The organism is Sphingomonas sp. NPDC079357, from assembly GCF_044901155.1.
In the GTDB taxonomy this organism is placed as follows: Bacteria; Pseudomonadota; Alphaproteobacteria; order Sphingomonadales; family Sphingomonadaceae; genus Sphingomonas.
The window spans coordinates 545,210-567,626 of the sequence record NZ_JBJDOM010000002.1 but is presented as its reverse complement, the minus strand read 5'-3'; the positions used below and the strand labels follow the sequence as shown (position 1 = coordinate 567,626).

Annotated in this window: 24 protein-coding genes and 1 tRNA gene; 8 read left to right on the top strand and 17 right to left on the bottom strand. The window is 66.1% G+C overall.

Going from position 1 to position 22,417, the window contains the following annotated elements; all coding sequences use genetic code 11:
* From ACI2JO_RS11685 to rpsB, 9 genes are all read right to left on the bottom strand, one after another.
* Positions 1–279: hypothetical protein (locus tag ACI2JO_RS11685; protein WP_404720854.1), on the bottom strand; the 279-nt coding region annotated here is incomplete at its 3' end.
* A gap of 82 nt (positions 280–361) precedes the next feature.
* Complete coding sequence (locus tag ACI2JO_RS11680; protein WP_404720853.1) at positions 362–1,495, bottom strand: M50 family metallopeptidase; 1,134 nt, start codon at positions 1,493–1,495, stop codon at positions 362–364.
* On the bottom strand, positions 1,492–2,649 hold the full coding sequence (locus tag ACI2JO_RS11675; protein ID WP_404720852.1) for a 1-deoxy-D-xylulose-5-phosphate reductoisomerase: 1,158 nt from the start codon (positions 2,647–2,649) through the stop codon (positions 1,492–1,494). Before ACI2JO_RS11675 ends, ACI2JO_RS11680 begins: the two co-directional genes overlap by 4 nt.
* Positions 2,646–3,479, bottom strand: a complete 834-nt coding sequence (locus tag ACI2JO_RS11670) for a phosphatidate cytidylyltransferase (RefSeq protein ID WP_404720851.1) — start codon at positions 3,477–3,479, stop codon at positions 2,646–2,648. The genes ACI2JO_RS11675 and ACI2JO_RS11670 overlap by 4 nt, the downstream gene beginning before the upstream one ends.
* Before the next feature lie 10 nt (positions 3,480–3,489).
* The gene (locus tag ACI2JO_RS11665; protein ID WP_404720850.1) at positions 3,490–4,221 is read right to left on the bottom strand and encodes an isoprenyl transferase; all 732 of its coding nucleotides are present in this window, start codon (positions 4,219–4,221) and stop codon (positions 3,490–3,492) included.
* Positions 4,222–4,249: 28 nt separating this feature from the next.
* Positions 4,250–4,807: a ribosome recycling factor gene (gene frr, locus ACI2JO_RS11660; RefSeq protein ID WP_404720849.1), complete on the bottom strand. Its 558-nt coding sequence runs from the start codon at positions 4,805–4,807 to the stop codon at positions 4,250–4,252.
* Positions 4,794–5,537, bottom strand: a complete 744-nt coding sequence (gene pyrH, locus ACI2JO_RS11655) for a UMP kinase (RefSeq protein WP_404720848.1) — start codon at positions 5,535–5,537, stop codon at positions 4,794–4,796. The genes frr and pyrH overlap by 14 nt, the downstream gene beginning before the upstream one ends.
* Positions 5,538–5,729: 192 nt before the next feature.
* Complete coding sequence (gene tsf, locus ACI2JO_RS11650; protein ID WP_404720847.1) at positions 5,730–6,662, bottom strand: translation elongation factor Ts; 933 nt, start codon at positions 6,660–6,662, stop codon at positions 5,730–5,732.
* Positions 6,663–6,770: 108 nt separating this feature from the next.
* Positions 6,771–7,562, bottom strand: a complete 792-nt coding sequence (rpsB, locus tag ACI2JO_RS11645; protein WP_404720846.1) for a 30S ribosomal protein S2 — start codon at positions 7,560–7,562, stop codon at positions 6,771–6,773.
* 294 nt (positions 7,563–7,856) lie between these two features.
* Here rpsB and ACI2JO_RS11640 point away from each other — a divergent pair, with 294 nt between their 5' ends.
* Positions 7,857–8,099, top strand: a complete 243-nt coding sequence (locus ACI2JO_RS11640; protein WP_404720845.1) for a hypothetical protein — start codon at positions 7,857–7,859, stop codon at positions 8,097–8,099.
* Here ACI2JO_RS11640 and ACI2JO_RS11635 read toward each other — a convergent pair.
* Positions 8,035–8,847 carry a CDP-alcohol phosphatidyltransferase family protein gene (locus tag ACI2JO_RS11635; RefSeq protein ID WP_404720844.1) on the bottom strand — a complete coding sequence of 271 codons (813 nt, stop codon included), beginning with the start codon at positions 8,845–8,847 and terminating at the stop codon, positions 8,035–8,037. The genes ACI2JO_RS11640 and ACI2JO_RS11635 overlap by 65 nt on opposite strands.
* A gap of 2 nt (positions 8,848–8,849) precedes the next feature.
* On the bottom strand, positions 8,850–9,572 hold the full coding sequence (locus tag ACI2JO_RS11630; protein ID WP_404720843.1) for a phosphatidylserine decarboxylase: 723 nt from the start codon (positions 9,570–9,572) through the stop codon (positions 8,850–8,852).
* Positions 9,573–9,679: 107 nt separating this feature from the next.
* Between ACI2JO_RS11630 and ACI2JO_RS11625 the strand changes: the two genes are divergently transcribed.
* On the top strand, positions 9,680–10,900 hold the full coding sequence (locus ACI2JO_RS11625) for an NADP-dependent isocitrate dehydrogenase (RefSeq protein WP_404720842.1): 1,221 nt from the start codon (positions 9,680–9,682) through the stop codon (positions 10,898–10,900).
* 47 nt (positions 10,901–10,947) lie between these two features.
* Here ACI2JO_RS11625 and ACI2JO_RS11620 read toward each other — a convergent pair whose 3' ends face one another.
* The 3 genes from ACI2JO_RS11620 to ACI2JO_RS11610 all read right to left on the bottom strand — a co-directional run bounded on the left by ACI2JO_RS11620 (position 10,948) and on the right by ACI2JO_RS11610 (position 12,912).
* Positions 10,948–11,151 (bottom strand): DUF5818 domain-containing protein, encoded by a 204-nt coding sequence (locus ACI2JO_RS11620; RefSeq protein WP_404720841.1) that lies wholly within the window; start codon positions 11,149–11,151, stop codon positions 10,948–10,950.
* A 50-nt stretch (positions 11,152–11,201) separates the two neighbouring features.
* Positions 11,202–11,277, bottom strand: a tRNA-Ile gene (locus ACI2JO_RS11615).
* Positions 11,278–11,325: 48 nt separating this feature from the next.
* Entirely contained in the window at positions 11,326–12,912 is a 1,587-nt protein-coding gene (locus ACI2JO_RS11610) for a sensor histidine kinase (protein WP_404720840.1), read from the bottom strand.
* A gap of 197 nt (positions 12,913–13,109) precedes the next feature.
* Between ACI2JO_RS11610 and ACI2JO_RS11605 the strand changes: the two genes are divergently transcribed.
* Positions 13,110–13,571 (top strand): Lrp/AsnC family transcriptional regulator, encoded by a 462-nt coding sequence (locus ACI2JO_RS11605; RefSeq protein ID WP_404720839.1) that lies wholly within the window; start codon positions 13,110–13,112, stop codon positions 13,569–13,571.
* Positions 13,572–13,646: 75 nt separating this feature from the next.
* On the opposite strand, the gene ACI2JO_RS11600 is transcribed toward ACI2JO_RS11605, so the two are convergent.
* Entirely contained in the window at positions 13,647–14,915 is a 1,269-nt protein-coding gene (locus tag ACI2JO_RS11600; protein ID WP_404720838.1) for a hypothetical protein, read from the bottom strand.
* Positions 14,916–15,063: 148 nt separating this feature from the next.
* Here ACI2JO_RS11600 and yaaA point away from each other — a divergent pair, with 148 nt between their 5' ends.
* From yaaA to ACI2JO_RS11580, 4 genes are all read left to right on the top strand, one after another.
* A complete protein-coding gene (gene yaaA, locus ACI2JO_RS11595) occupies positions 15,064–15,810 on the top strand; it encodes a peroxide stress protein YaaA (protein ID WP_404720837.1) in 747 nt (248 codons plus the stop codon).
* On the top strand, positions 15,810–16,466 hold the full coding sequence (locus ACI2JO_RS11590) for an SDR family NAD(P)-dependent oxidoreductase (RefSeq protein WP_404720836.1): 657 nt from the start codon (positions 15,810–15,812) through the stop codon (positions 16,464–16,466). The genes yaaA and ACI2JO_RS11590 overlap by 1 nt, the downstream gene beginning before the upstream one ends.
* 251 nt (positions 16,467–16,717) lie before the next feature.
* Positions 16,718–19,489: a DNA gyrase subunit A gene (gene gyrA / locus ACI2JO_RS11585; RefSeq protein ID WP_404720835.1), complete on the top strand. Its 2,772-nt coding sequence runs from the start codon at positions 16,718–16,720 to the stop codon at positions 19,487–19,489.
* Positions 19,486–19,839, top strand: coding sequence for a DUF952 domain-containing protein (locus ACI2JO_RS11580; protein WP_404720834.1), 354 nt, complete (start codon positions 19,486–19,488; stop codon positions 19,837–19,839). Before gyrA ends, ACI2JO_RS11580 begins: the two co-directional genes overlap by 4 nt.
* A 135-nt stretch (positions 19,840–19,974) precedes the next feature.
* Here the strand turns inward: ACI2JO_RS11580 and ACI2JO_RS11575 are convergent, their stop codons facing one another.
* A complete protein-coding gene (locus ACI2JO_RS11575) occupies positions 19,975–20,406 on the bottom strand; it encodes a DUF488 family protein (protein WP_404720833.1) in 432 nt (143 codons plus the stop codon).
* Positions 20,407–20,466: 60 nt separating this feature from the next.
* On the opposite strand from ACI2JO_RS11575, the gene trmFO reads away from it, so the two are divergent.
* Complete coding sequence (gene trmFO, locus ACI2JO_RS11570; RefSeq protein ID WP_404720832.1) at positions 20,467–21,777, top strand: methylenetetrahydrofolate--tRNA-(uracil(54)-C(5))-methyltransferase (FADH(2)-oxidizing) TrmFO; 1,311 nt, start codon at positions 20,467–20,469, stop codon at positions 21,775–21,777.
* 87 nt (positions 21,778–21,864) lie between these two features.
* Here trmFO and ACI2JO_RS11565 read toward each other — a convergent pair whose 3' ends face one another.
* A complete protein-coding gene (locus ACI2JO_RS11565; protein WP_404720831.1) occupies positions 21,865–22,335 on the bottom strand; it encodes an Lrp/AsnC family transcriptional regulator in 471 nt (156 codons plus the stop codon).
* Between the last annotated feature and the right edge of the window lie 82 nt (positions 22,336–22,417).

Sequence of the window (22,417 nt, the reverse complement as noted above, 5' to 3'; positions counted from 1 at the left end):
GCTGTCGCCCTGCCGCAGCTTGGTATAGCTCAGCGCCGTCTCGGGCTCGATCCGCTGCGTGCCCTCGACGCGCAACGACGTGATCGTGCGGGCGGCGGGTTGCGCGATGGCGGGCACCTGCGTTGCGGGGGCCGCTACCGGGGCGGTCGCCGCTGAACGAGCCGGCGCGCTCGCGGCCTGGCGCGTCTGGGCGGTCGCGGCCAGCGGCACACCGGCTAGCATGGTGCAGCCCAGCAAGGTCGCCGAGGCACGCGCCCGCGAAGTCGAAGTGTTCAGCACCGTCACTGCAATCCTACCCGTGAGTAAACGCCGTCCATCCTGGCGCGATTGACGGCGCGTGCGCCGCCCTGCCTTACCTTGCTCACCCGATCAACCCGGCCAGATGCCGCCACAGGCCGAAGTTGCCGAGATCGTTGAAGGTCACCAGCAGCATCAGGGCAAGCACCGCCACCAATCCGCCACGATACGCCCATTCCACCGCTTCCGGCGCGACCGGCCGGCGCCGCACCGCCTCAATCGCATAGAAGAGCAAATGCCCGCCATCGAGCATCGGCACTGGCAGCAGGTTGATGAACCCGAGATTGATCGACACCAAGGCGATCAGGAAAACGAATGCGTCTGGGCCGAGCGTGATCTGCTCGCCCGATACCTTTGCGATCGACAGCGGCCCGCCGAGTTCCTTCACCGACCGCCGCCCGGAGATGATCTGCCCGATCGTCTCGACCATCATCTCCACGATCTGCCCGGTGCGCCGCACCGCCACGACCGGCGCTTCCAGCACGCCGACCGCCTCGATCACCGGTGCCGCGGGAGAAATGCCGAGCAATCCGACGCGATAGCTGTTGCCGAAACGGTCGCGCTGCTCCTGCGTGCCGATCACCGCCTCGACGCTCGCCGGGGTGGCGCCGCGTATGTAGTCGACGCGTACCCGCTCACCTGCGCGGATCTTCACGAACCGCACCATATCCTCGAACGTTTCGACTGATCGGCCGCCGAGCGCGGTGACGCGGTCGCCGGCCTGCAAGCCGGCAGCAGCAGCGGCAGTGCCGGGGATGGCCTGCCCCACCACGCTTGGCGTCCGCGCGTCGCCATACGCGACCGCGAAGCCGGCAAGGATAAGGATCGCCAGTACGAAGTTCACGAACGGGCCGGCGGCGACGATAATCGCGCGCTGCCACACCGGCTTGGCCTGGAACGTCTGCGCGCGCTCGGCGGGCGGAAGCGCCAGCCACTCGCCGGTCGGCTGGCTCGCCGGGTTCATGTCGCCCGCAAACTTGACGTACCCGCCGAGCGGCAGCAACGCGAGCTTCCAGCGCGTCCCTCGCCGGTCGGTCCAGCCCGCGAGCTCGCGCCCGAACCCGATCGAAAAGGCATCCGCCTTCACGCCGAACCAGCGCCCGGCGAGATAATGGCCCAGCTCGTGGATGAAGACGAGCGGACCGATCACCAGGAAGAAGGCGAGCACGGTCAGCAACAGTCCGGGAGTCTGGATCAAGCCACGCAATCCTTCACGCGCTCGCCCGCCAATCGCCGCGCTTCCGCATCGACGTGGAGCACCGCGTCGAGCGTTTGCGGCGCGGCCGGGTCGTAGCGCTGCAGGGTATCGTCGACGATTGCGGCGATTTCAAGAAAGCCGATCGCGCCCTTCAGAAATGCTGCCACCGCAACTTCGTTGGCGGCATTGAGGATCGCCGGTCGCGCACCGCCAGCGTTCACCGCGGCTCGTGCCAACGCCAGCGACTGAAATCGCGTTTCGTCAGGAGCTTCGAAGTCGAGCCTGCCGATCTTCACGAGGTCGAGCGGCGCCATCGGCGTCGCCATGCGCTCCGGCCAGGCAAGGCAATGCGCGATCGGCACGCGCATGTCGCTGGGACCGAGTTGTGCGAGCATCGACCCGTCGACGTAATCGACCAGGCTGTGGATTACCGACTGGCGATGGATGATGATCTCGATCCGGTCCGCATCGATTGGGAACAGCGCCGCTGCCTCGATCAGCTCCAGCCCCTTGTTCATCATCGTCGCGCTGTCGACCGAGATCTTCGCGCCCATCGACCAATTGGGGTGCGCCACCGCCTGCGCCGGCGTCACCGCCGCCATCGCCTCCAGTGTCCAGTCGCGGAACGGCCCGCCGCTCGCGGTCAGGATGATCCGCCGCACGCGTTCGACCTGTGCGAGATCGAGGCACTGAAAGATCGCATTGTGCTCGCTGTCCGCCGGCAGCAGCGTCGCCCCGTGCCGCGCCGCAGCGGCGGTGATGATCGCACCGGCCGAAACCAACGGCTCCTTGTTGGCGAGCACCACGGTCCCGCCCTGCTCGATTGCGGCCAGCGTCGGTCGCAATCCGGCGCACCCGACGATCGCTCCCATCGTCAGGTCCGCGCCGTTCGCCGCCGCATCGCAGACCGCCTGTGCGCCACCTGCCGTGGCGATTCCCGTTCCCGAAAGCGCCATCCGCAGCGACGCGAGGCATGATTCGTCGGCCACGACCGCGAGCTCGGCGTTCGTCCGGATCGCAGCCGCCGCCAATCCCGTCACGTCGCAATTCGCGGTCAGGGCACGGATCCGGAACGTCTCGGGTGCGCGCTCGACGAGGTCGAGCGTCGATGTTCCGACCGAGCCGGTCGCTCCCAGAATATTGACCGTCTTCATGCCGTCAGGCTCGGCAGGATCAACACCAGGACTGCCGCAACCGGGGCGACCGGCACCAGACCGTCAAGCCTATCCAGCACACCGCCGTGGCCAGGCAGGATATTGCCCGAGTCCTTCACGCCCGCCCGGCGCTTCAGCCAGCTTTCATAAAGGTCGCCGATTTGCGCCAGCACGGCCAGCAATGGGGAGCACAAAGCCAGCGCCAGCGGCAGCCCGGCCGTTGCATGCAGCACGAGCCCCAAGGCTCCCGCCGCGATCGTCCCGCCGATCAGCCCGGCCCAGGTCTTGTTCGGCGACAGTCGCGGCGCCAGCTTCGGTCCGCCGATCGACCGTCCCGCGAAGAACGCCCCGATGTCACACGCCCAGACCAGCGCCATCGCCCAGAAGGCATAGAGCAAACCGTGCGCGTCGTGCCGCCTCAATACCACCAACGCCAACACCGGCACTCCGCAATATACAACGCCCACCGCGAGTTGCGGCAGCTTGGTGACAATCACCACGAAGAATGCCGCGCCGCCGATCAGCCCCAGCGTGAAAAAGTCGTGCGGCTCGATGATCAGCCACGCTGGCGCCATCGTGGCCAGCGGCACGCTGAGCGCCATTTGCGCCAGCCGCTTGGTCCGCGCGTCGGCCTGATGAAGGTCCGACCATTCGGCCATCATGAACAAGGCGATCACCACCGCCAGCAGCCAGAACGCGATATCGCCCAACACCAGCGCCACGGAGGCGACGGCGATCATCCCCACGCTCGCGATCATCCGCAGGCGCAGGTTCGACGGCGTCCGCAATTTGGCGTCGGGAGTCGGCGGAAGCGGAGCGTCGTCGCTCATGCGAGACGTATCACAGCCCGCCGTAGCGGCGCTGGCGTCGCCCGAACGCCTCGACAGCGGCGGCAAGCGCCTCGGCGTCGAAGTCGGGCCACAGCGTGTCGACGAACAGCAATTCCGCATACGCCGCCTGCCACAGCAGGAAATTGGACAACCGCTGCTCGCCCGAGGTGCGGATCAGCAGGTCGAGCGGTGGAAGATCGTGGGTCTCCAGCTCCGCGTCGATCGCATCGGCATCGATCGCCGACGGGTCGAGCGTTCCGGCTGCGGCCCGCGCCGCCAGTGACTGCGCCGCCGCGACCAGTTCGGCTTGCGCGCCATAGTTCAGCGCAATCGCGAGGATTGGCCCCCGATTGTCGGCGGTACGCGCCAGCGCATCGTCGATCAGCGCGACCACATCCTCCGGAAAGCGGCGATAGTCACCCAGAACGCGCAGCCGCACGCCCTCGCGCTCCAGCTCAGAAAGATCGTTGCGGATGAACAGCTTGAGCAGCTTCATCAGGCCGCCGATCTCTTCGGCCGGTCGCCGCCAGTTCTCGGAGGAAAAAGCGTAGAGCGTCAACGCCTCGATGCCTAACGCGCGCGCCGCACGCGTGACGGCCCGCACCGCCTCCACGCCCGCCCTATGCCCCATCGCACGCGGCAGGCGCCGGGCAGCTGCCCAACGGCCGTTGCCGTCCATGATGATCGCCACGTGACGCGGCAGGACGGCGGGCGCGGCCTGCGGGATCGCCGCGGTCGCCATCAGATCTGCCTCCGAAGCGCGCGCGACGTCACTTGTTGAGAATTTCCTTTTCCTTCGCGGCCGACACCGCGTCGATGTCGGCGATCGTCGCGTCGGTCAGCTTCTGGACCTCGGTCTCCAGCCGCTTGCGGTCGTCCTCGGAGATGACGTTCTTCTTCTCGTCGGTCTTCAGCGCGTCCATGCCGTCGCGGCGCACGTTGCGCACCGCGATCTTGGCTTTTTCGGAATATTGGCCGGCCAGCTTCGCCAGTTCCTTGCGGCGCTCCTCTGTCAGATCAGGGATCGGCAGACGAAGGGTCTGGCCATCGTTGATCGGGTTCAGCCCGAGCCCGGCCGAACGAATCGCTTTCTCGACCGGTCCGACGTTCGTCTTGTCCCACACCTGCACCGACAACATTCGCGGCTCGGGAACGGAGACCGTCGCCACCTGATTAAGCGGCATGTGCGCGCCATATACCTCGACCGTCACCGGATCGAGCAGCGAGGTCGACGCCCGTCCGGTGCGCAGTCCGGCCAGATCGCCCTTCAACGATTCGACCGCGCCGTGCATCCGCCGCTCGAGATCAGCCTTTTCATACGCCGGCATCGATAGTCTCCATCTTCTTCTGCACGACCGTCGACACACCCTTTCCACTCAGCACGGCAGCGAAATTGCCATGCTCGCGGATGTTGAACACGACGATCGGAATGTCCGAATCACGGCACAGCGCCACAGCGCTGGCATCCATTACCTTCAGGTTCTTTGCCAGCACCATGTCGTAACTGACCGTATCATAACGCTTCGCGTCGGCGACCTTCTTCGGATCGGCATCATAGACGCCGTCGACCGAGGTGCCCTTGAACAAGGCGTCGCAATTCATCTCGGCCGCGCGCAACGCCGCGCCGCTGTCAGTGGTGAAGAACGGCGACCCGACGCCCGCGGCGAAGATCACCACGCGGCCCTTCTCCAGATGCCGCTCGGCGCGGCGGCGGATGAACGGCTCGCATACCGAATGCATCGGGATCGCCGATTGCACGCGCGTATCAACGCCGATCGTCTCCAGCGCGTTCTGCACCGCCAACGCGTTCATGACCGTTGCCAGCATCCCCATGTAATCGGCGGTGGCGCGCTCCATGCCGTTCGCCGCACCGGAAATGCCGCGGAAAATATTGCCGCCGCCCACGACGACGCACAGCTCATAGCCCTGCGCCCGGACGTCCGCGATCTCCTCGGCAACGCGCGCGGTTACCGCGGTATCGATCGCCAGCCCGCCCTGCCCCATCAGGACCTCGCCCGACAGCTTGAGCAGAATGCGTTTGTAGCGAGGCTCGGTCACGTGAATTCCGTTGTTGTGGGAGGGCGAAGCGGCGCGGACCCTAAGCGGCGGGTGCGCGGCTGGCAATGGGTTGACACGATGGCGAAGTCCGCCGCGCGCCGCACAAAAACGAACCGCCGCCCCGGTCTGGACCGGAGCGGCGGCGCGACATCCCAACGGCAGCACGGGAAATCCCGTGATGCGGCAGGTGGATCAGCCCTGCGGCACACCCGAAGCGGCGGCGACCTCGGCGGCGAAGTCGGACACTTCCTTCTCGATGCCCTCGCCGAGCTGGAAGCGGACATAGTCCTTCAGCACGATCTCGGCACCGGCGTCCTTGCCCGCCTTGGCGACCACGTCGCTGATCTTGGTCTTGCCGTCCATGACGAACAGCTGGCTGACCAGCGCATGCTCCTTGCGGTACTTGGCGATCGAGCCCTCGACCATCTTGGCGATGATGTCGGCCGGCTTGCCCGATTCGGATGCCTTTTCGGTCGCAATCGCGCGCTCGCGCTCGATCTCGGCCTCGTCGAGGTCGTTCTCGTTCAGCGCCTTCGGGAAAGCGGCGGCGATGTGCATCGCGAGCTGCTTGCCCAGACCCTGCAGAACGTCGTCGGCGGCGGTGCTCTCCAGCGCGACCAGCACGCCGATCTTGCCCAGACCCGGTGCCTGCTGGTTGTGGACATAGGCCACGACCGCGCCGTTCGAAACGCTCAGCTGACGCGCACGGCGGATCGACTGGTTCTCACCGATCGTCGCGATGTTGTTGGTCAGCACTTCCTCGACGGTGGTGCCCGACGGCATCTTCTCCGCCTTGATCGCGTCGACGTCACCGCCGGTGGCGAGCGCGATCTGCGTCACGTCGCGGACGAAGTTCTGGAACTGCTCGTTCTTCGCGACGAAGTCGGTTTCCGAGTTCACCTCGACCACCGCGCCCTTGGTACCAACGACGGCAACGCCGACCAGGCCCTCGGCGGCGGTGCGGCTCGACTTCTTCTGTGCCGCGGCCAGGCCCTTGGTACGCAGCCAGTCCAGCGCCGCGTCGGTGTCGCCACCGGCCTCGTTCAGCGCCTTCTTGCAGTCCATCATGCCCGCGCCGCTCTTCTCGCGCAGGTCCTTGACCATCGCTGCCGTGATATCGGCCATTTGACTGTCCTCGATTGTGATGGAGTCGACGCGCGGCGATACTGCATCGCCGCGCGTCGATCGGGAAATAGTGGAAGCGCCGACTACGACGCCTCCATGACATTCGCTTTACGCCGTGGCGGGCTCGCCCTCTGCGGCTGCGGGCTCGGCAGTCAGCGCCTCTTCCGCCGGCGGCTCGCTCATCGCGCCCAGATCGACACCACGGCTCGCCTGCTGCTGCTGGTTGCCACGGGTCGAGGCGATCGCGATCGCGTCGCAGTACAGGCGGATTGCGCGCGCCGCGTCGTCATTGGCGGGCACCGGGAAGGCGATGCCGTCCGGCGACACGTTCGAATCAAGGATTGCGACGACCGGAATGCCGAGCGTGTTGGCTTCCTTGATCGCCAGCTCTTCCTTGTTGGCGTCGATCACGAACATCACGTCCGGGATGCCACCCATGTCGCGGATGCCGCCCAGCGAAAGCTCGAGCTTGTCGCGCTCGCGGGTCAGCTGCAGCACTTCCTTCTTGGTGAGGCCGGCGGTGTTGCCCGACAGCTGCTCCTCAAGGCTCTTGAGGCGCTTGATCGAGTTCGAGATCGTCTTCCAGTTGGTGAGCATCCCGCCCAGCCAGCGGTGGTTGACGAAATGCTGGCCCGCACGCCGCGCCGCCTCGGCGACCGGCTCCTGTGCCTGGCGCTTGGTGCCGACGAACAGCACCTTGCCGCCGGCAGCGACCGACTGGCTGACGAAGTCGAGCGCGCGCGCGAACAGCGGCACGGTCTGCGACAGGTCGATGATGTGAACGCCGTTACGCTCGCCGAAAATGTAGGGCTTCATCTTCGGATTCCAGCGGTGGGTCTGGTGGCCGAAGTGCGCGCCGGTTTCGATGAGCTGCTGCATGGAGACGACAGGAGCCGCCATGGTGTGTTTTCCTTCCGGTTGAGCCTCTGGGGAGCGAGTGACGCGACCTTCAAGGCCAGCGCACCGGTTGATGATGCTCCCCATGCGGGGTTGAGGCGCGCGCCTTAATCCAACGAGACTCGCAATGCAACCAGCGAAGGTGAGTTGACATGCGTGAACATAGCTGGAACAAGCGGTGGGAACAGAGCGGGAACCTTTTCACTAAACGTCCGCTCTGACGTTGATTCAGGAACCGCGACGCTGTGCGGGAATTTACAGCATCACGGTTCGCACCAGATGTGCGAGGAGGCGAGCATGGCGACCTTGATGGCGGTAATGGTGTTCGGTGGCGCGGCGGGACTGGCGCTTTACGCGCTGGCGGCGACGGTGCTTCCACAGGCGTCGCGGATCATCGCCGTGCTGCGCCGCCAGTCGGCAGCCCCGCGCTTTGAACCGCTATCTGCCCTGGTGCGCGCCGAGCATCGGATTGCGGTCAGACGCTGGGCGGCAGGGTCGTCGATGACACGGGTGACGCTGCGGTCTCGCGAAGCCGCTTGACCCGCGCATAGCTGGCAACGCTGAATGGCAAGGCGAGCAGATAGGCGATCCCGGCCGCGGCCGCGGTCTGCCACGGCGCGCTGACTGCCGCCGCGCCAACCGCGACGACGATGGCGATCGCCTCGAAGCGGATGTTTGGTCGCAGCTTCAGCGATCCGGTCGAGAAGGTGGCGAGGCTCGACACCATCAGTAGCGCGACGGCGACCGCCCATGGTGCCACCAGCCGCGGGTCACGCAGGATCGGGGCTTCTGTGACGAACCACAGAAACAGCGGCAGCAGCGCCAGCGCGGCACCCGCGGGCGCCGGGACGCCGGTCAGGAACCCCGCCGACTTATGCGGCTGGTCATCGGCGTCGATATTGGCGTTGAACCGCGCAAGGCGCAACGCACAGAACACCGCGAGCACCAGCGCCGCCATCCAGCCGAACCGTGGCAGCGCGTGAAGCGACCAGAGATAGAGGATCAACGCCGGCGAGACGCCGAACGAGATCGCGTCAGAGAGCGAATCGAGCTCCGCCCCGAACCGGCTCTCCCCGTGCAGCAACCGCGCCACGCGCCCGTCGAGCCCGTCGAGCACGCCGGCGATCAGCACCATCACCACCGCAAGCTCCCATTGCGCCGAGATCGCGAAGCGGATCCCCGACAGCCCGGAGCAGAGCGCGAGTGCGGTCACCGCATTGGGTGCGACCGCCCGTAGCGGCAGGCCGCCGGGCGGGCGACGAAGCGGGCGGCGGATCGGCCGGCGCATCGTTACTGCGACTTGCCAGTGATGCGCGGCACACCCAGGCGCCCCAGCACCGTCTCACCGGCCACTGCGCGCTGCCCCAGCGCGACCTGCGGCTCGAACCCCTCCGGCAGATACACGTCGACGCGGCTGCCGAAGCGGATCAGTCCGACGCGTTGCCCGGCGGCGACGATGTCGCCGATCTTGGCAAACCCGACGATCCGGCGCGCTACCAGCCCGGCGATCTGCGTGAAGCCGACGCGGCGACCGTCGAAACCTTCGACCACAAAATGCTGGCGCTCATTCTCCTCCGACGCCTTGTCGAGATCGGCGTTCAGGAACTTCCCCGAAATATACACGACCTGACGGATCGTCCCGGCGATCGGCGAGCGGTTGATGTGAACGTCGAACACCGACATGAACACCGACACGCGCACCATCGGCGCCTCCCCGAGATCACCGACCAGCTCGCGCGGGACCGGCACGCGCTCAATCATGGTGATGAGGCCGTCGGCGGGCGAGACGATCAGGTCGTCACCGATCGGCGTCGTGCGGATGGGATCACGGAAGAACGCCGCCACCCATACGGTAAGTGCCAGGAATGGCCAGAAGAACACCTTTGAAACGATCGTCATCAGCAACGTGATGCCGAAGGCGATGGCGGTGAATTTCTGCCCCTCCGGGTGGACGGCGGGGAAGCGCCACTTGACGGTGGTCGTGACGACCGGCGGCTTGTCGAGCGAAGTCATCGCTTCGTCCTATCGGGGGAAGCGCGCGGTGACAACGCCGTAGGTTGATCCCCGCCCCCCTTCCCCCTATCGCCGCACCAAACCACCCACTCGAAGGACAAGCGAGCATGGCGAAGATCAAGGTAAAGACGCCCGTCGTGGAGATCGACGGCGACGAGATGACGCGGATCATCTGGGAATGGATCCGCGAGCGCCTGATCAAGCCGTACCTCGATATCGATCTGGATTATTATGACCTTGGCGTGCAGGAGCGTGACCGCACCGACGATCAGGTGACGATCGACAGCGCCAAGGCGATTCAGAAGTACGGCGTCGGCGTGAAGTGCGCGACGATCACCCCCGACGAGCAGCGCGTCGAGGAATTCGGCCTCAAGAAGATGTGGCGCTCGCCGAACGGCACGATCCGCAACATCCTGGGCGGAGTCGTCTTCCGCGAGCCAATCGTGATGAAGAACGTCCCTCGCCTGATCCCGGGCTGGACGCACCCGATCGTCGTCGGCCGTCACGCATTCGGTGACCAGTATAAGGCCACCGACTTCAAGGTGCCCGGCAAGGGCAAGCTGACCATGAAGTGGGAAGGCGAGAACGGCGACACGATCGAGCACGAGGTGTTCGATTTCCCATCGGCCGGCGTCGCGATGGGCATGTACAATCTCGACGAGTCGATCCGCGACTTCGCGCGCGCCTCGCTCAACTACGGGCTCGGCCGCAACTGGCCGGTGTACCTGTCGACCAAGAACACGATCCTCAAGGCCTACGATGGCCGCTTCAAGGACATCTTCGCCGAAGTGTTCGAGAGCGAGTTCGCCGAGCAGTTCAAGGCCGCGGGCATCGTCTACGAGCATCGCCTGATCGACGACATGGTCGCCTCGGCGCTCAAGTGGAACGGTGAGTTCGTCTGGGCCTGCAAGAACTATGACGGCGACGTCCAGTCGGACCAGGTTGCGCAGGGCTTCGGCTCGCTGGGGCTGATGACCTCGGTGCTGATGACGCCCGACGGCAAGACGATCGAGGCCGAGGCGGCGCACGGCACCGTCACGCGCCACTATCGCCAGCACCAGCAGGGCAAGGCGACCTCGACCAACCCGATCGCGTCGATCTTTGCCTGGACCGGCGGGCTGAAGTATCGCGGCAAGTTCGACGGTACGCCCGACGTGACGCGCTTCGCCGAGACGCTGGAGCAGGTTTGCGTCGAGACGGTCGAGAACGGCGACATGACCAAGGATCTCGCGATCCTGATCGGCCCGGACCAGCGCTGGATGACCACCGAGCAGTTCTTTGAGGCGGTTCGCGTCAACCTCGAAAAGAAGATGGCCAACTGGGCCTGACCTGACCAGCCGGGCGGCGGACGAGCGATCCGCCGCCCGCGCTGTTTCTACGCGGCGCTGACGCCCTCGGCGATGACGCGTCCTTCTCCGCATACCACGCCCTGCACCCGCACTCGCTTCTGGACGTGGTCCACGGGCACACGCGGCAGCTCCAGTACGTAGCGTACGCCACTATCCGATTGCAGCACGAAGGCGCCGTGCTCGCGCACCAGCAGGCCGGTCTCGTCGATGGGGGTGCCGATGTCGCTCATTCGCCGCACATGGCGACGATGCCCGCGTCGCGCAACGCGTCGAAAGGCGGTGGTGGGCCCGGCAGGACTCGAACCCGCAACCTAGCCGTTATGAGCGGCCAGCTCTAACCATTGAGCTACAGGCCCCGACACCGCGCCGCCCCGTAGCGCCACGGGCTGCCTACTGGCAAGCGTCTACGTTGCGCCACCGCTCGCCTGCCCCGTCGCATCACGGACGACGGCCGGCAGCAGCAGCGTGAACAATCCCGGTGCGATCATGAACCGCCCCCCAAGCTCGGCCGCCAGATTGCGGACCAGTCGTAAGGCGAACCCGGCTCCCAACAGCGGAGCGCCCTCATCCCGCGACGCTTCTTCATCGTCCAGCGCGAAAAGGCTTGCCTCATCCCGACTCGCAAGCGCTGCCGGGGGGACCAGCGCGAGCGCCAGCGTGTCTATCCCCTCGACCAGTGCGATGGTCAGCCGCTCGCCCGGCATGGCCGCTGACAGCGCGGCAGACAACAGCCTGGCGATCAGTCGCTCGGCGTCGTAAGGGTCGACCGACCAGGTCGCATGATCCAGTGACGGCACCGACAGTTCTGCCTGGCGCATCGCGGCGAGCGGCGCGAGATCCTCTGCGATCCGTTTCAGCAGCGCCGATGCCGGCGTGATGCCATTGCGTCGCTCCAGCGCCTGTCCGTCGATCCGCGCAGCGAGATCAAGGTCGTCGATCGCACCGATCAGATCGGTGACTCGTCGGCGAATGTCGCTGGCCCGTTCGCGATAGGCCGGCGCTACCGGACCAAGCAGTTGCTGCTCGATCAATTCGGAGAAGCCCGCGATTGCGCTGGTTGGGGTACGCAACTCGTGCACAAGCCGACGCACACCCTCGGCGCTCGCCACCCGGTCGCGATCGGCACGGCGTTCGGCGCGCTCATCGGCCCGCGGTCGCCGCGCGTGACCGCGCATTCCGGTGAACGCGCCCGTCGCCTGATCGAACATCGGCACGCCCGCAATCCGCCACTCGCCGGCGATCGCCGACGCGCCGGGCACGCGCAGCCGTGCGCCGGAAAAAGGCGCACGTTTGCGGAATGCCCCCGATGCCACGCCGTCGACTGCCGCTCCGGCCCATACGCCTGCCCGATGGTCGAGCGTCAGGCCGATCACCGCACCACGCGGTGCCGCATCGAGCCAGCGGATCACGCCCGCCGCATCGGTTTCGAACTGAAAGGCGGCAAGCGGTTGGATCGGATCGAGGTCCTCCCGCTGATGCGCCGCGATCCGCTCGACGAGGTCAGCGATATCGAAGCGCGTACCTATTGCCGGGTCGCCGCTGTCCAGACCCCGCGTGCCCGGATCATAGCCAAGCCGGAAGTCCGCGCCTCCGAAGCTCTCCAGCGCGCGCTCGATCGAAGGCGGAAGGTCGCGCCGCTGCCGCAACACGTTGCGCCCGACCGGCCCGAGCCGCGGCAGCAGCGCTTCCCAATCATCGCCGTCAAGCCGCACGGCCTGCAGCGTCGCCGCCGCCACCGCCGGAGTATCTTCCGCCAGCAGCATTACCAGCGACAGCGGCGCGTCGACCAGCGCCAGCGTCCGCGCACACGAGATCCGCACCGTCTCCGGCACCCGGTCGCGCAATTGCGTCAGCCGCATCAGCAGCGTGTCGTCTGCCGGCGCGCGCCGCCGTGCGATCAGATCGACGAGTTGCCGATAGGTCGCGCGCACACCCAACGCGGAGCGCGTCTCGGCGGCCAGCACGGTTCGAAGGCTGTCGTTGAAGCGCACGGAAACGATCGACCTCTCGGCATTGCGGGTTCATCCCGCGCCGTTGGTAGAGACGTGGCCAGATCGGTGCCATCACGCAGATTTCGCCCGCATCCCGTATTGAGGCAGCTTTGAACAATTGCGTTTCGGCGCAACAATCCTATAGCCGTGCTTATGGAAGCTATCGCGAAGATGCGCGGCAAGTTGAGTGAGATATAATGACCCTTGATCGGATCGATCGTGAGATCCTCGCCCTGTTGCAGGAGGATGGCCGCATGACCAACGTCGAGTTGGCCGAACGCGTCGGTCTTACCGCGCCACCATGCCTGCGCCGCGTGCGCGCGCTGGAACAGGCCGGTGTGATTCGCGGCTATCATGCCGAATGTGACGCGACCAAGCTGGGATTTCCGATCACCGTTTTCGCGATGGTCAGCCTGCGGAGCCAGGCCGAAGCCGACCTCGCCGCGTTCGAGGCGCATGTGGCGGCGATCGCGGAGGTACGCGAATGTCATATGCTCAACGGTGAAATCGACTTCATCCTGAAGATCGTCGCGCAGGATCTTGAGAGTTTTCAGCGCATCCTGACCACCAAGCTGACGTCGGCGCCCAACGTGACCAGCGTGAAATCGTCGCTGACGATCCGCACCTTCAAGGCACAGGCGGGAGTCCCCATCAGCTGAACGTCGCGCAACTCGCCAAATAGAAAGGGGCGACCCGCAGGCCGCCCCTTCCTTACCCATCCGGGATGGCGGGCTTTATGCGACCGGCGGGTGGTCGAGGAAATCGATCCACCAGGCGGCGATGTCCGCACGCGGGCTGCCCGACACCGCCTGGAACGCGGTTTTCGCACCAGCCTTGTCGCCCGAGTTCGCGAGCGCGATCCCGAGACGCGTATTCACCGCGTTGGCGTCAACGCCACCCTTTTGCAGCGCGGCGCGATACAGCGCGATCGCCTTGGGATATTCGCCGGTGCCGAGATACGCGTCGGCGGTGCTGGCGGCCAGCTTGCCGTCGGCCGCCTTCATCGCGCGCGCCTCGACCGCCGCCATCGAACCCTCGTTCGAGATCGACTTGTTCGCCGCCGCCAGCAGGCTGCCGGCATCCGGGCTGTTCGCGGGGATCTTGCCCGCGGCCTTGCCCTCGGTCAGCACCGCCTTCGATTCCCACGGCAGGCCCTGATCGAAGGTCCACTGCGCGTAAATCTCATAATCGTACTGATCGGCCAGTGCCTTGCCGGCGCGTAGCAGGCGATACAGGTCGACCTTCTGCGCCTTGTCGAGCGTCGCGATCGACTGTGGCTGGATACCCCAGACGACCAGCATGTCGCGCCAGTTCTTCGCGGTCGGATAGGCGCTCAGGTAACGGCGCATCCACGCGCGCGTCTCTGCGGCGTTCTTCGCCTGGTTGTTGCGGGCGATCGCATAGCGGAAGATGTCCTCCGACGGCTTCTGCCCCGCGGCCATCTGCTCGTCGACCATCTTGGCCAATGCCGCCGAACCACCGGCGATGTCGCCCGAGTCCATCTTCAGCTTGACGAGCTGCAGCGGCAGGTTCGGGTCGTTGTAGCCCAGCTGCTGCGCCTGCTCGAAGAAGCGCATCGCGCCCGCCGCATCCTTGGCGTTCGCCTGGATCACGCCACGCTGATAGGCATATTTCGCCTTGTCCGCCTGCGCGGTGCGCGGGCTGGCGATCAGCGCGTCGAGCGGCGCGGCGAGGTTGGCGTTGTTGGGACCACCCGGCTGGATGACCTCAAGATTGAGCCGCAGTGCAGCGGCGATATACTTCTCGTCGTCGGTCTTGGCAGCGGCCTCGACCGCAGCGACCAGCGGCGTTGCGGTGGCGACGTCCTTGGCGGCAAGTGCGGTCTGCGCCTGCGCGGCCGGGCCACGAACCTCGTTGCTGAGCTTGAGCTGTTCGCCCTTCTGCTCTTCCTTCTTCTTCTGTGCCACTGCCGGCTGCGACAGCGCGACCGTCGCACCACCAGCCAGAAGCACAGCCATCACGGCGTTCGAAAGGGTCTTCATCGACACGTCTCTCCAGAATTCGCGGGCGTAACGCTCGGTCGCTGCTCTAGTGCCCAGCGCGCGCGTGTACAAGGAATGTACCGTTGCAATGCGTTGCCGCCGCTGAACCGCGATTGAACGTGCGTAGCGGCGCGGGTACGGCGCAAGAATGATCGCCGTTCTCTCTCCGGCCAAGACGCTGGACCTCGAAACCCCGCCGCCCTTCCCCGCCACAGCCGCGCGCTTTTCGGCCGAGGCGGCGACGCTCGCCAAAGCCGCTTCGCACCTGACGCAGAAGCGCCTCTCCGAGCTGATGAAGATTTCGCCCGCGCTCGCCAAACTCAATGCCGACCGCTTCCGCGACTTCGACACCGCCGAGGAACGCCCCGCAGTCTATACCTTCGCGGGTGACGTCTATTCAGGGCTCGAGGCGACGACGCTGGATGAGCCGGCCGTGCGCTTCGCACAGAATCACCTGCGGCTATTGTCCGGGCTCTATGGCCTGCTTCGCCCGCTCGACGGAATGCGTCCGTACCGGTTGGAGATGGGCACGCGCTGGGCGCCGCGCCGCGACAAGCTTACCGATTGGTGGGGGCCGCGTATCGCCGACGCGCTCGCCGCCGATGTCGCGACCGAAGGCTCGGGGACAGTGCTGAACCTCGCCAGCAACGAATATTGGGAGGCGGTCGCGGGCAAGCTCCCCACCGACATCCGCGTCGTCGCGGTCGACTTCCGCGAGGCCGACGACCGATTCGTCAGCTTCCACGCCAAAAAGGCGCGCGGGATGATGGCGCGCTATCTGGTCGAGCACCATGTCCCCGATCTCGACGGGATGAAGGCGTTCGATACCGCCGGCTACCGCTTCGACGACGATGCCAGCGACGAGGCGCGCTGGACTTTCCGGCGGGCGGCTTGATGCGCGCGGTCGTCGTCGGCGCCGCGGGCGGGATCGGGGCGGCCCTCGCTGCTGCGCTGGCGGAGGAAGAGAATGACGTCGTCGGCCTGACCCGCGCCGACCTCGACCTTACCGACGAACCGACGATCGCTGCCGCCGCCGCGCGCATCGGCAAGGCCGATCTGGTTGTTGTCGCCACCGGCCTGCTGCACGATGCCGACCACGGCCCGGAAAAGGCGCTGCGCGATCTCGATCCCGCATGGCTGGCGAAGCAATATGCGATCAACGCGATCGGCCCGGCGCTGGTCGCCAAGCATTTCCTGCCGATCCTGCCGCGCAGCGGCCGCTCGGTGTTTGCCGCACTGTCGGCGCGTGTCGGCAGCATTTCCGACAACCGGCTTGGCGGCTGGTACGGCTATCGCGCGAGCAAGGCCGCGCTCAACCAGCTGATCCGCACGTTGGCGATCGAGGACAAGCGCCGCAACGATCGTGGCATCGTCGTGGGTTTGCACCCCGGTACCGTCGACACCCGACTGTCGAAACCGTTCCAGCAGAGCGGACGCGACCTGTTCCAACCCGATCGGGCCGCGGTGCAATTGCTCGACGTGCTCGACGCGCTCAAGCCCACCGACAGCGGCAAGCTGTTCGCATGGGACGGTGCCGAAATCGCGCCGTGATCCGGAATCGTCAGACACCACGCAGAACCCGTTTGCCCTGAGCTTGTCGAAGGGCGCCTTCCGGGCACGTGCTTCGACACGCTCAACACGAATGGTTTGGTTACGCGCGCTCCTTCGATGCGCCGCCTCGCGATGGGCGGAAGGCTACTCGACCCAAACGGACGGCAAACGGCGGGCGCAGGCGTGACTTTGCGCCTCATGCCGCCTAGACACGCCCCTGAAACGAATCCGTAAAAAGAAAGTACCTAAAGTTGGCCGACGACACCGTCCTCGCCGATCCTTCCGCTATCGCCCCCATCTCCATCGTCGAGGAGATGAAGACCAGCTACCTCGACTATGCGATGAGCGTCATTGTGGCGCGTGCGCTGCCCGACGTGCGCGACGGGCTGAAGCCGGTGCATCGCCGCATCCTGTTCTCGGCGAACGAAAGCGGTTTTCTCTACAACCGCCCGTACCGCAAGTCGGCGCGCATCGTCGGTGACGTGATCGGTAAGTATCACCCGCACGGCGACAGCTCGATCTACGAAGCTCTGGTCCGCATGACGCAGGACTGGTCGATGCGGCTGCCGCTGATCGACGGCCAGGGCAATTTCGGCTCGATGGACCCCGATCCCGCCGCCGCGATGCGTTACACCGAGGCGCGGCTGGCGAAGTCCGCCAATTACCTGATGGACGACCTCGACAAGGACACGGTCGACTTTCAGCCCAATTACGACGGGTCGGAGCGCGAGCCGCAAGTTTTGCCGGCGCGCTTCCCAAACCTGCTGGTCAATGGCGCGGGTGGCATCGCGGTCGGGATGGCGACCAACATCCCGCCGCACAATCTCGGCGAAGTCGTCGACGCCTGCCTCGCCTACATCGACAATGGCGCGATCACCACCGAAGAGCTGATGGAGATCGTTCCCGGCCCGGATTTCCCGACCGGCGCGATCATCCTCGGCCGCGCCGGCGCGCGTTCGGCCTATGAAACCGGGCGCGGCTCGGTGATCGTGCGCAGCCGCCACAAGATCGAGACCGGTCGCGGCGACCGCACCTCGATCGTCCTGACCGAGATCCCGTTCCAGCAGGGCAAGAACGCGCTGGTCGAAAAGATCGCCGAGGCCGCCAAGGACAAGCGCATCGAGGGCGTCAGCGACATTCGCGATGAATCGAACCGTGAAGGCGTCCGGATCGTCATCGACCTCAAGCGCGATGCGACACCCGAGGTGGTGCTCAACCAGCTCTGGCGGCACACGCCGGCGCAGGGCTCGTTCCCCGCGAACATGCTGGCGATCCGCGGTGGTCGCCCCGAGTTGCTCAACCTGCGCGACATCATCAGCGCGTTCGTGCAGTTCCGTGAACAGGTCATCACGCGCCGCGCCAAGTTCGAGCTGAACAAGGCCCGCGAGCGCGCGCACATTTTGCTCGGCCTCGTCATCGCGGTGACGAACCTCGACGAGGTCGTGCGGATCATCCGCGGGTCGTCGAGCCCCGCCGAGGCGCGGGGCAAATTGCTAACCCGCGACTGGCCAATCGCCGAGATTGCGCCGTATCTGCGGCTGGTCGAGGCGCTGGAAACCGATGTCGCCGGCGACACCTATCGCCTGTCCGAGGTGCAGGTCCGCGCGATTCTCGACCTGCGCCTCCACCGCCTCACCGCCTTGGGCCGCGACGAGATCGGCGACGAGCTGAAGACGCTCGCCGATTCGATCGCCGAATTGCTCGCGATCCTCTCCGATCGCGTGAAGCTCTATGCGGTGATGCGCGACGAATTCCGCGAGGTGCGCGAGCTGTTCGCGACGCCGCGCCGCACCGAGATCGCCGCCGCCGCCGACGGCATCGACGACGAGGATCTGATCGAGCGCGAGGACATGGTGGTGACCGTCACCATGGCCGGCTACATCAAGCGCACCCCGCTCGACGCGTTTCGTGCGCAGGCACGCGGCGGCAAGGGTCGCGCTGGCATGGCGACCAAGGACGAGGATGTCGTCACCAAGCTGTTCGTCACCTCGACGCACACCCCGGTGCTGTTCTTCTCGACGCTCGGGCGCGTGTACCGCATGAAGGTCTGGCGCCTGCCCGAGGGCGGGCCGGCGACGCGCGGCCGTCCGATGATCAACCTGCTCCCGCTCGAACAGGGCGAGACGATCTCGACCGTGCTGCCGCTGCCCGAGGACGAGGCGGAATGGGGCAAGCTCCACGTCATGTTCGCGACCGCCAAGGGCTCGGTGCGGCGCAACTCGATGGACGCGTTCACCAACGTGCCGTCGAACGGCAAGATCGCGATGAAGTTCGAGGGCGAGGATGCCGACGACCGGCTGATCGGCGTGGCGTTGCTCGACGAGGGCGACGACGTGCTGCTCGCCACCCGCGCCGGCAAGGCGATCCGGTTCGCCGCCGACGAGGTGCGCGAGTTCCAGAGCCGCAACTCGACCGGGGTGCGTGGCATCGCGCTCAAGGGCGACGATCAGGTCATCTCGCTGTCGGTGCTGCACCGCGTCGGGGTGCGCGATCAGGAAGAGCGCGACGAATATCTCCGCAATGCGCCGTGGAAGGAACGCGAGGGCGAGCTGACGATGCCGCTCGATCGCTTCGAGGAACTGCGCGCGCGCGAACAATTCGTGCTGACGGTCTGCGCCAACGGCTATGGCAAGATCAGCTCGGCCTATGAATATCGCCGTACCGGTCGCGGTGGGCAGGGCATCACCAACATCGACAATATAGCGCGCAATGGCCCGGTGGTCGCCAGCTTCCCGTCGACCAAGGCGGAGCAGCTGATGCTTGTCACCGACCAGGCGAAGATGATCCGGATGCCGCTCGGCTCGCTGCGCGTCATCGGTCGCGGCTCGGCGGGCGTGCGGCTGTTCAACGTCGCGAAGGACGAGCATGTCGTCTCCGCCGCGCGGATCGACGAGGAGCCCGAGCCCGAGGATGCCGCCGAGGCGCTGGTCGCCGAGGAACTGGCCGGCGATCAGCCGGTTGCTCCCGACGACGATGCGACAATCGGCGACGATGCCGCCGCTGGCCCGGAGGATGGTGAATGACCGACACGCCGCTGACCGCCTATAAGGTCCTGACCGCCGAACAGATGGCGACGCTGGAGCAGGACGGGCGGTTCGGCGGCGCACCGGTCGACGTGGCGGACGGCTACATCCATTTGTCGACCGCCGAGCAGCTCGCCGAGACGATCGACAAGCATTTCGCCGGTCAGGACGATCTGCACCTCGCTGCGATCGACCTTGCCGCGCATGGCGACAAGGTGAAATGGGAAGAGTCGCGCGGCGGCCTACTCTTCCCGCACCTTTACGGTGAGATGCTGCTGGAAACGGTGATTGCCTACGCTCCGCTCGATCGCCGCGCTGACGGTACGATCAAGCTCCCCACCACCGGTTGACCGTCGCCCCTGCGGAGGCAGGGGGCCATGTCTGTCGAATGGTTGCGAAACGCTCGTCACACATCGCGCCCCGAATGTATCAGAGTCGCATCAGGCCAAACCAGTGAGAGGCTCCTCCCTCCGCAGGGGCGACGGTCAGACGTAGAGATCCACCACCTCGCGTCCCTCGCCCACCGCCTGCAACAACAACGTCCGGTGGCAGTGGCACGGATCGCGCTCGAAACACAGCAATGCGCTCGGCACTTCCTCCGCCAGCGCGAGCATCTGCGCCGCCTGCGCCTGCGCTTCGGGCAGTTCGAGCTGGTCGTCATACACCGCGGTCAGCGTGGCCACATCGCCCTTCTTCGCCGCATCGCGCCCACGCTTCGGCGTCCCGAGTGCCTTCAGGTGCACATAATCGATCCCCACCTCCCGCAGCGACGCGGTCAGCGGCGACTTGGAAAAGCCGGGCCGCCGCGACAGCGGCAAGGCGCGTACGTCGATCACCCGCCGCACCCCCGCCGCCTGCAACGCGGCGATGAACCCGGCCATCGTCGCGCCTTCGTATCCGATGGTATAGATCGTCATGCGCCCCGAGGTGGTCGCGCGCCGCTGACAAGACAAGCCGCACAGGCTATCCGCCCCTCTATGACGTATGACATTCATATCGTAGGCGGCGGGCTCGCCGGGTCCGAGGCGGCGTGGCAATTGGCCGAGGCCGGGTTCAAGGTCCGCCTGTCCGAAATGCGCGGTGGCGGCGACACCACGCCTGCGCACCACACCGATGATCTCGCCGAGCTGGTCTGCTCGAACAGCTTCCGCAGCGACGATGCCGACAGCAATGCGGTCGGCCTGCTCCATCAGGAATTGCGTGCGCTCGGCTCGCTGATCCTGCGCGAAGGCGACCGCCACCGCGTCCCCGCCGGCTCGGCGCTCGCGGTCGACCGTGACGGTTTCTCGGCCAGCGTCACCGCTGCGGTCGCGGCACACCCGAACGTCGCGGTCGTCCGCGAGCGCATCGACACGCTCCCCGACACCCCGGCGATCATCGCCACCGGCCCGCTCACCGCGCCCGGTCTGTCGGAACAGATCGCCGCCGAGACAGGGCGCGACTCGCTCGCCTTTTTCGACGCGATCGCCCCGATCGTCCACCGCGACTCGATCGACATGGAGATCGCATGGTTCCAGTCGCGCTGGAACAAGGGCGAAGGGACGGATTACATCAACTGCCCGCTCGACAAGGACCAGTATCACGCCTTCGTCGCCGCGCTGATCGACGGTGAGAAGACCGAGTATCGCGAGTGGGAGAACGTGCCCTATTTCGAAGGCTGTATGCCGATCGAGGTAATGGCGGAGCGTGGCCCGGAGACGCTGCGCTTCGGCCCGATGAAAGGCGTCGGGCTCGACGATCCGCGCACCGGCCGCTGGCCCTATGCCTGCGTCCAGCTCCGCCAGGACAATGCGCTGGGCACGCTGTGGAACATCGTCGGCTTCCAGACCAAGCTCAAGCACGCCGAACAGGTCCGGCTGTTCCGCACCATCCCTGGCCTCGAAAACGCCGAGTTCGCACGGCTCGGCGGGCTCCACCGCAACACCTTCCTGCGCTCGCCCGAATTGCTCGACGCCACGCTGCGGCTTCGCTCGCGTCCCAACATCCGCTTCGCCGGCCAGATCACCGGCTGCGAGGGCTATATCGAAAGCGCTTCGATCGGCCTGCTCGCCGCCCGCTTCGCGATCGCCGACTTGCGGGGTGAAACGCTCGCCCCGCCCCCGATCGAAACCGCGCTCGGCGCGCTCTTGTCGCACATCACCGGCGGCGCGGAGGCGGACAGCTATCAGCCGATGAACGTCAATTTCGGCCTCTTCCCGCCGATCCCCGGCCGCACCAAAAAGGCCGATCGCAAGAAGATGTACACCGACCGCGCGCGTTCGGCGCTGGCGGAGTGGCTGGCGGCGTAAGTCCGTTGGCGTCATTGCGAGCGTAGCGAAGCAATCTAGGGCGTCCTGGTCCGGCTCTGGATTGCTCCGGTACGCTCACAATGACGCTCAGACCGGTATCGCCGTCGTATATTTCGTCATCGACAGCGCGAAATGCGAAGACGCCCCAGCCACCGAGGGATGCCCGAGCATGACCTGCATCAGAAAGTGGTTGTAGTCGCTGACATCCGCCACGACGATTCGCAGCAGGTAATCCCACTCACCCGACATTGAAAAACTCTCGACGATCTCCGGCCGCCCGTCGACGAATTGCTCGAACGCCTGCCGCGCTTCCAGCGCGTGACTGCGCATCCGCACGTTACATAGCACGTTGACCCCGCGCCCGACCGCCGCCGGATCGACCAGCCGCACCGTCCGCGTCAGCACGCCCCCCGCCTCCAACGCCTTAACCCGGCGCCAGCACGACGCCGACGACGCCCCCACGCGCTGCGCCAGATCGGCGCTGCTCAGCGTGCCATCCTCCTGCAACGCCGAAACGATGCGGCGATCGATGACGTCAAGTTGATCAATCTGGTTCATCACCGGTGGTTTTATCGCATCACCTGTTTCACGAATAGCGGCTTAACGCCCCATTCTGATAAGCATTGATCGCGGCCATATG

What these genes read in the sequence shown, in the direction of transcription:
- ACI2JO_RS11675 (WP_404720852.1), bottom strand. Translation starts at nt 2,649, where the DNA reads ATGAAGACGGTCAATATTCTGGGAGCGACCGGCTCGGTCGGAACATCG.
- ACI2JO_RS11670 (WP_404720851.1), bottom strand. Translation starts at nt 3,479, where the DNA reads ATGAGCGACGACGCTCCGCTTCCGCCGACTCCCGACGCCAAATTGCGG.
- ACI2JO_RS11665 (WP_404720850.1), bottom strand. Translation starts at nt 4,221, where the DNA reads ATGGCGACCGCGGCGATCCCGCAGGCCGCGCCCGCCGTCCTGCCGCGT.
- frr (WP_404720849.1), bottom strand. Translation starts at nt 4,807, where the DNA reads ATGCCGGCGTATGAAAAGGCTGATCTCGAGCGGCGGATGCACGGCGCG.
- tsf (WP_404720847.1), bottom strand. Translation starts at nt 6,662, where the DNA reads ATGGCCGATATCACGGCAGCGATGGTCAAGGACCTGCGCGAGAAGAGC.
- rpsB (WP_404720846.1), bottom strand. Translation starts at nt 7,562, where the DNA reads ATGGCGGCTCCTGTCGTCTCCATGCAGCAGCTCATCGAAACCGGCGCG.
- ACI2JO_RS11640 (WP_404720845.1), top strand. Translation starts at nt 7,857, where the DNA reads ATGGCGACCTTGATGGCGGTAATGGTGTTCGGTGGCGCGGCGGGACTG.
- ACI2JO_RS11635 (WP_404720844.1), bottom strand. Translation starts at nt 8,847, where the DNA reads ATGCGCCGGCCGATCCGCCGCCCGCTTCGTCGCCCGCCCGGCGGCCTG.
- ACI2JO_RS11630 (WP_404720843.1), bottom strand. Translation starts at nt 9,572, where the DNA reads ATGACTTCGCTCGACAAGCCGCCGGTCGTCACGACCACCGTCAAGTGG.
- ACI2JO_RS11625 (WP_404720842.1), top strand. Translation starts at nt 9,680, where the DNA reads ATGGCGAAGATCAAGGTAAAGACGCCCGTCGTGGAGATCGACGGCGAC.
- ACI2JO_RS11620 (WP_404720841.1), bottom strand. Translation starts at nt 11,151, where the DNA reads ATGAGCGACATCGGCACCCCCATCGACGAGACCGGCCTGCTGGTGCGC.
- ACI2JO_RS11605 (WP_404720839.1), top strand. Translation starts at nt 13,110, where the DNA reads ATGACCCTTGATCGGATCGATCGTGAGATCCTCGCCCTGTTGCAGGAG.
- ACI2JO_RS11600 (WP_404720838.1), bottom strand. Translation starts at nt 14,915, where the DNA reads ATGAAGACCCTTTCGAACGCCGTGATGGCTGTGCTTCTGGCTGGTGGT.
- yaaA (WP_404720837.1), top strand. Translation starts at nt 15,064, where the DNA reads ATGATCGCCGTTCTCTCTCCGGCCAAGACGCTGGACCTCGAAACCCCG.
- ACI2JO_RS11590 (WP_404720836.1), top strand. Translation starts at nt 15,810, where the DNA reads ATGCGCGCGGTCGTCGTCGGCGCCGCGGGCGGGATCGGGGCGGCCCTC.
- ACI2JO_RS11580 (WP_404720834.1), top strand. Translation starts at nt 19,486, where the DNA reads ATGACCGACACGCCGCTGACCGCCTATAAGGTCCTGACCGCCGAACAG.
- ACI2JO_RS11575 (WP_404720833.1), bottom strand. Translation starts at nt 20,406, where the DNA reads ATGACGATCTATACCATCGGATACGAAGGCGCGACGATGGCCGGGTTC.
- trmFO (WP_404720832.1), top strand. Translation starts at nt 20,467, where the DNA reads ATGACGTATGACATTCATATCGTAGGCGGCGGGCTCGCCGGGTCCGAG.
- ACI2JO_RS11565 (WP_404720831.1), bottom strand. Translation starts at nt 22,335, where the DNA reads ATGAACCAGATTGATCAACTTGACGTCATCGATCGCCGCATCGTTTCG.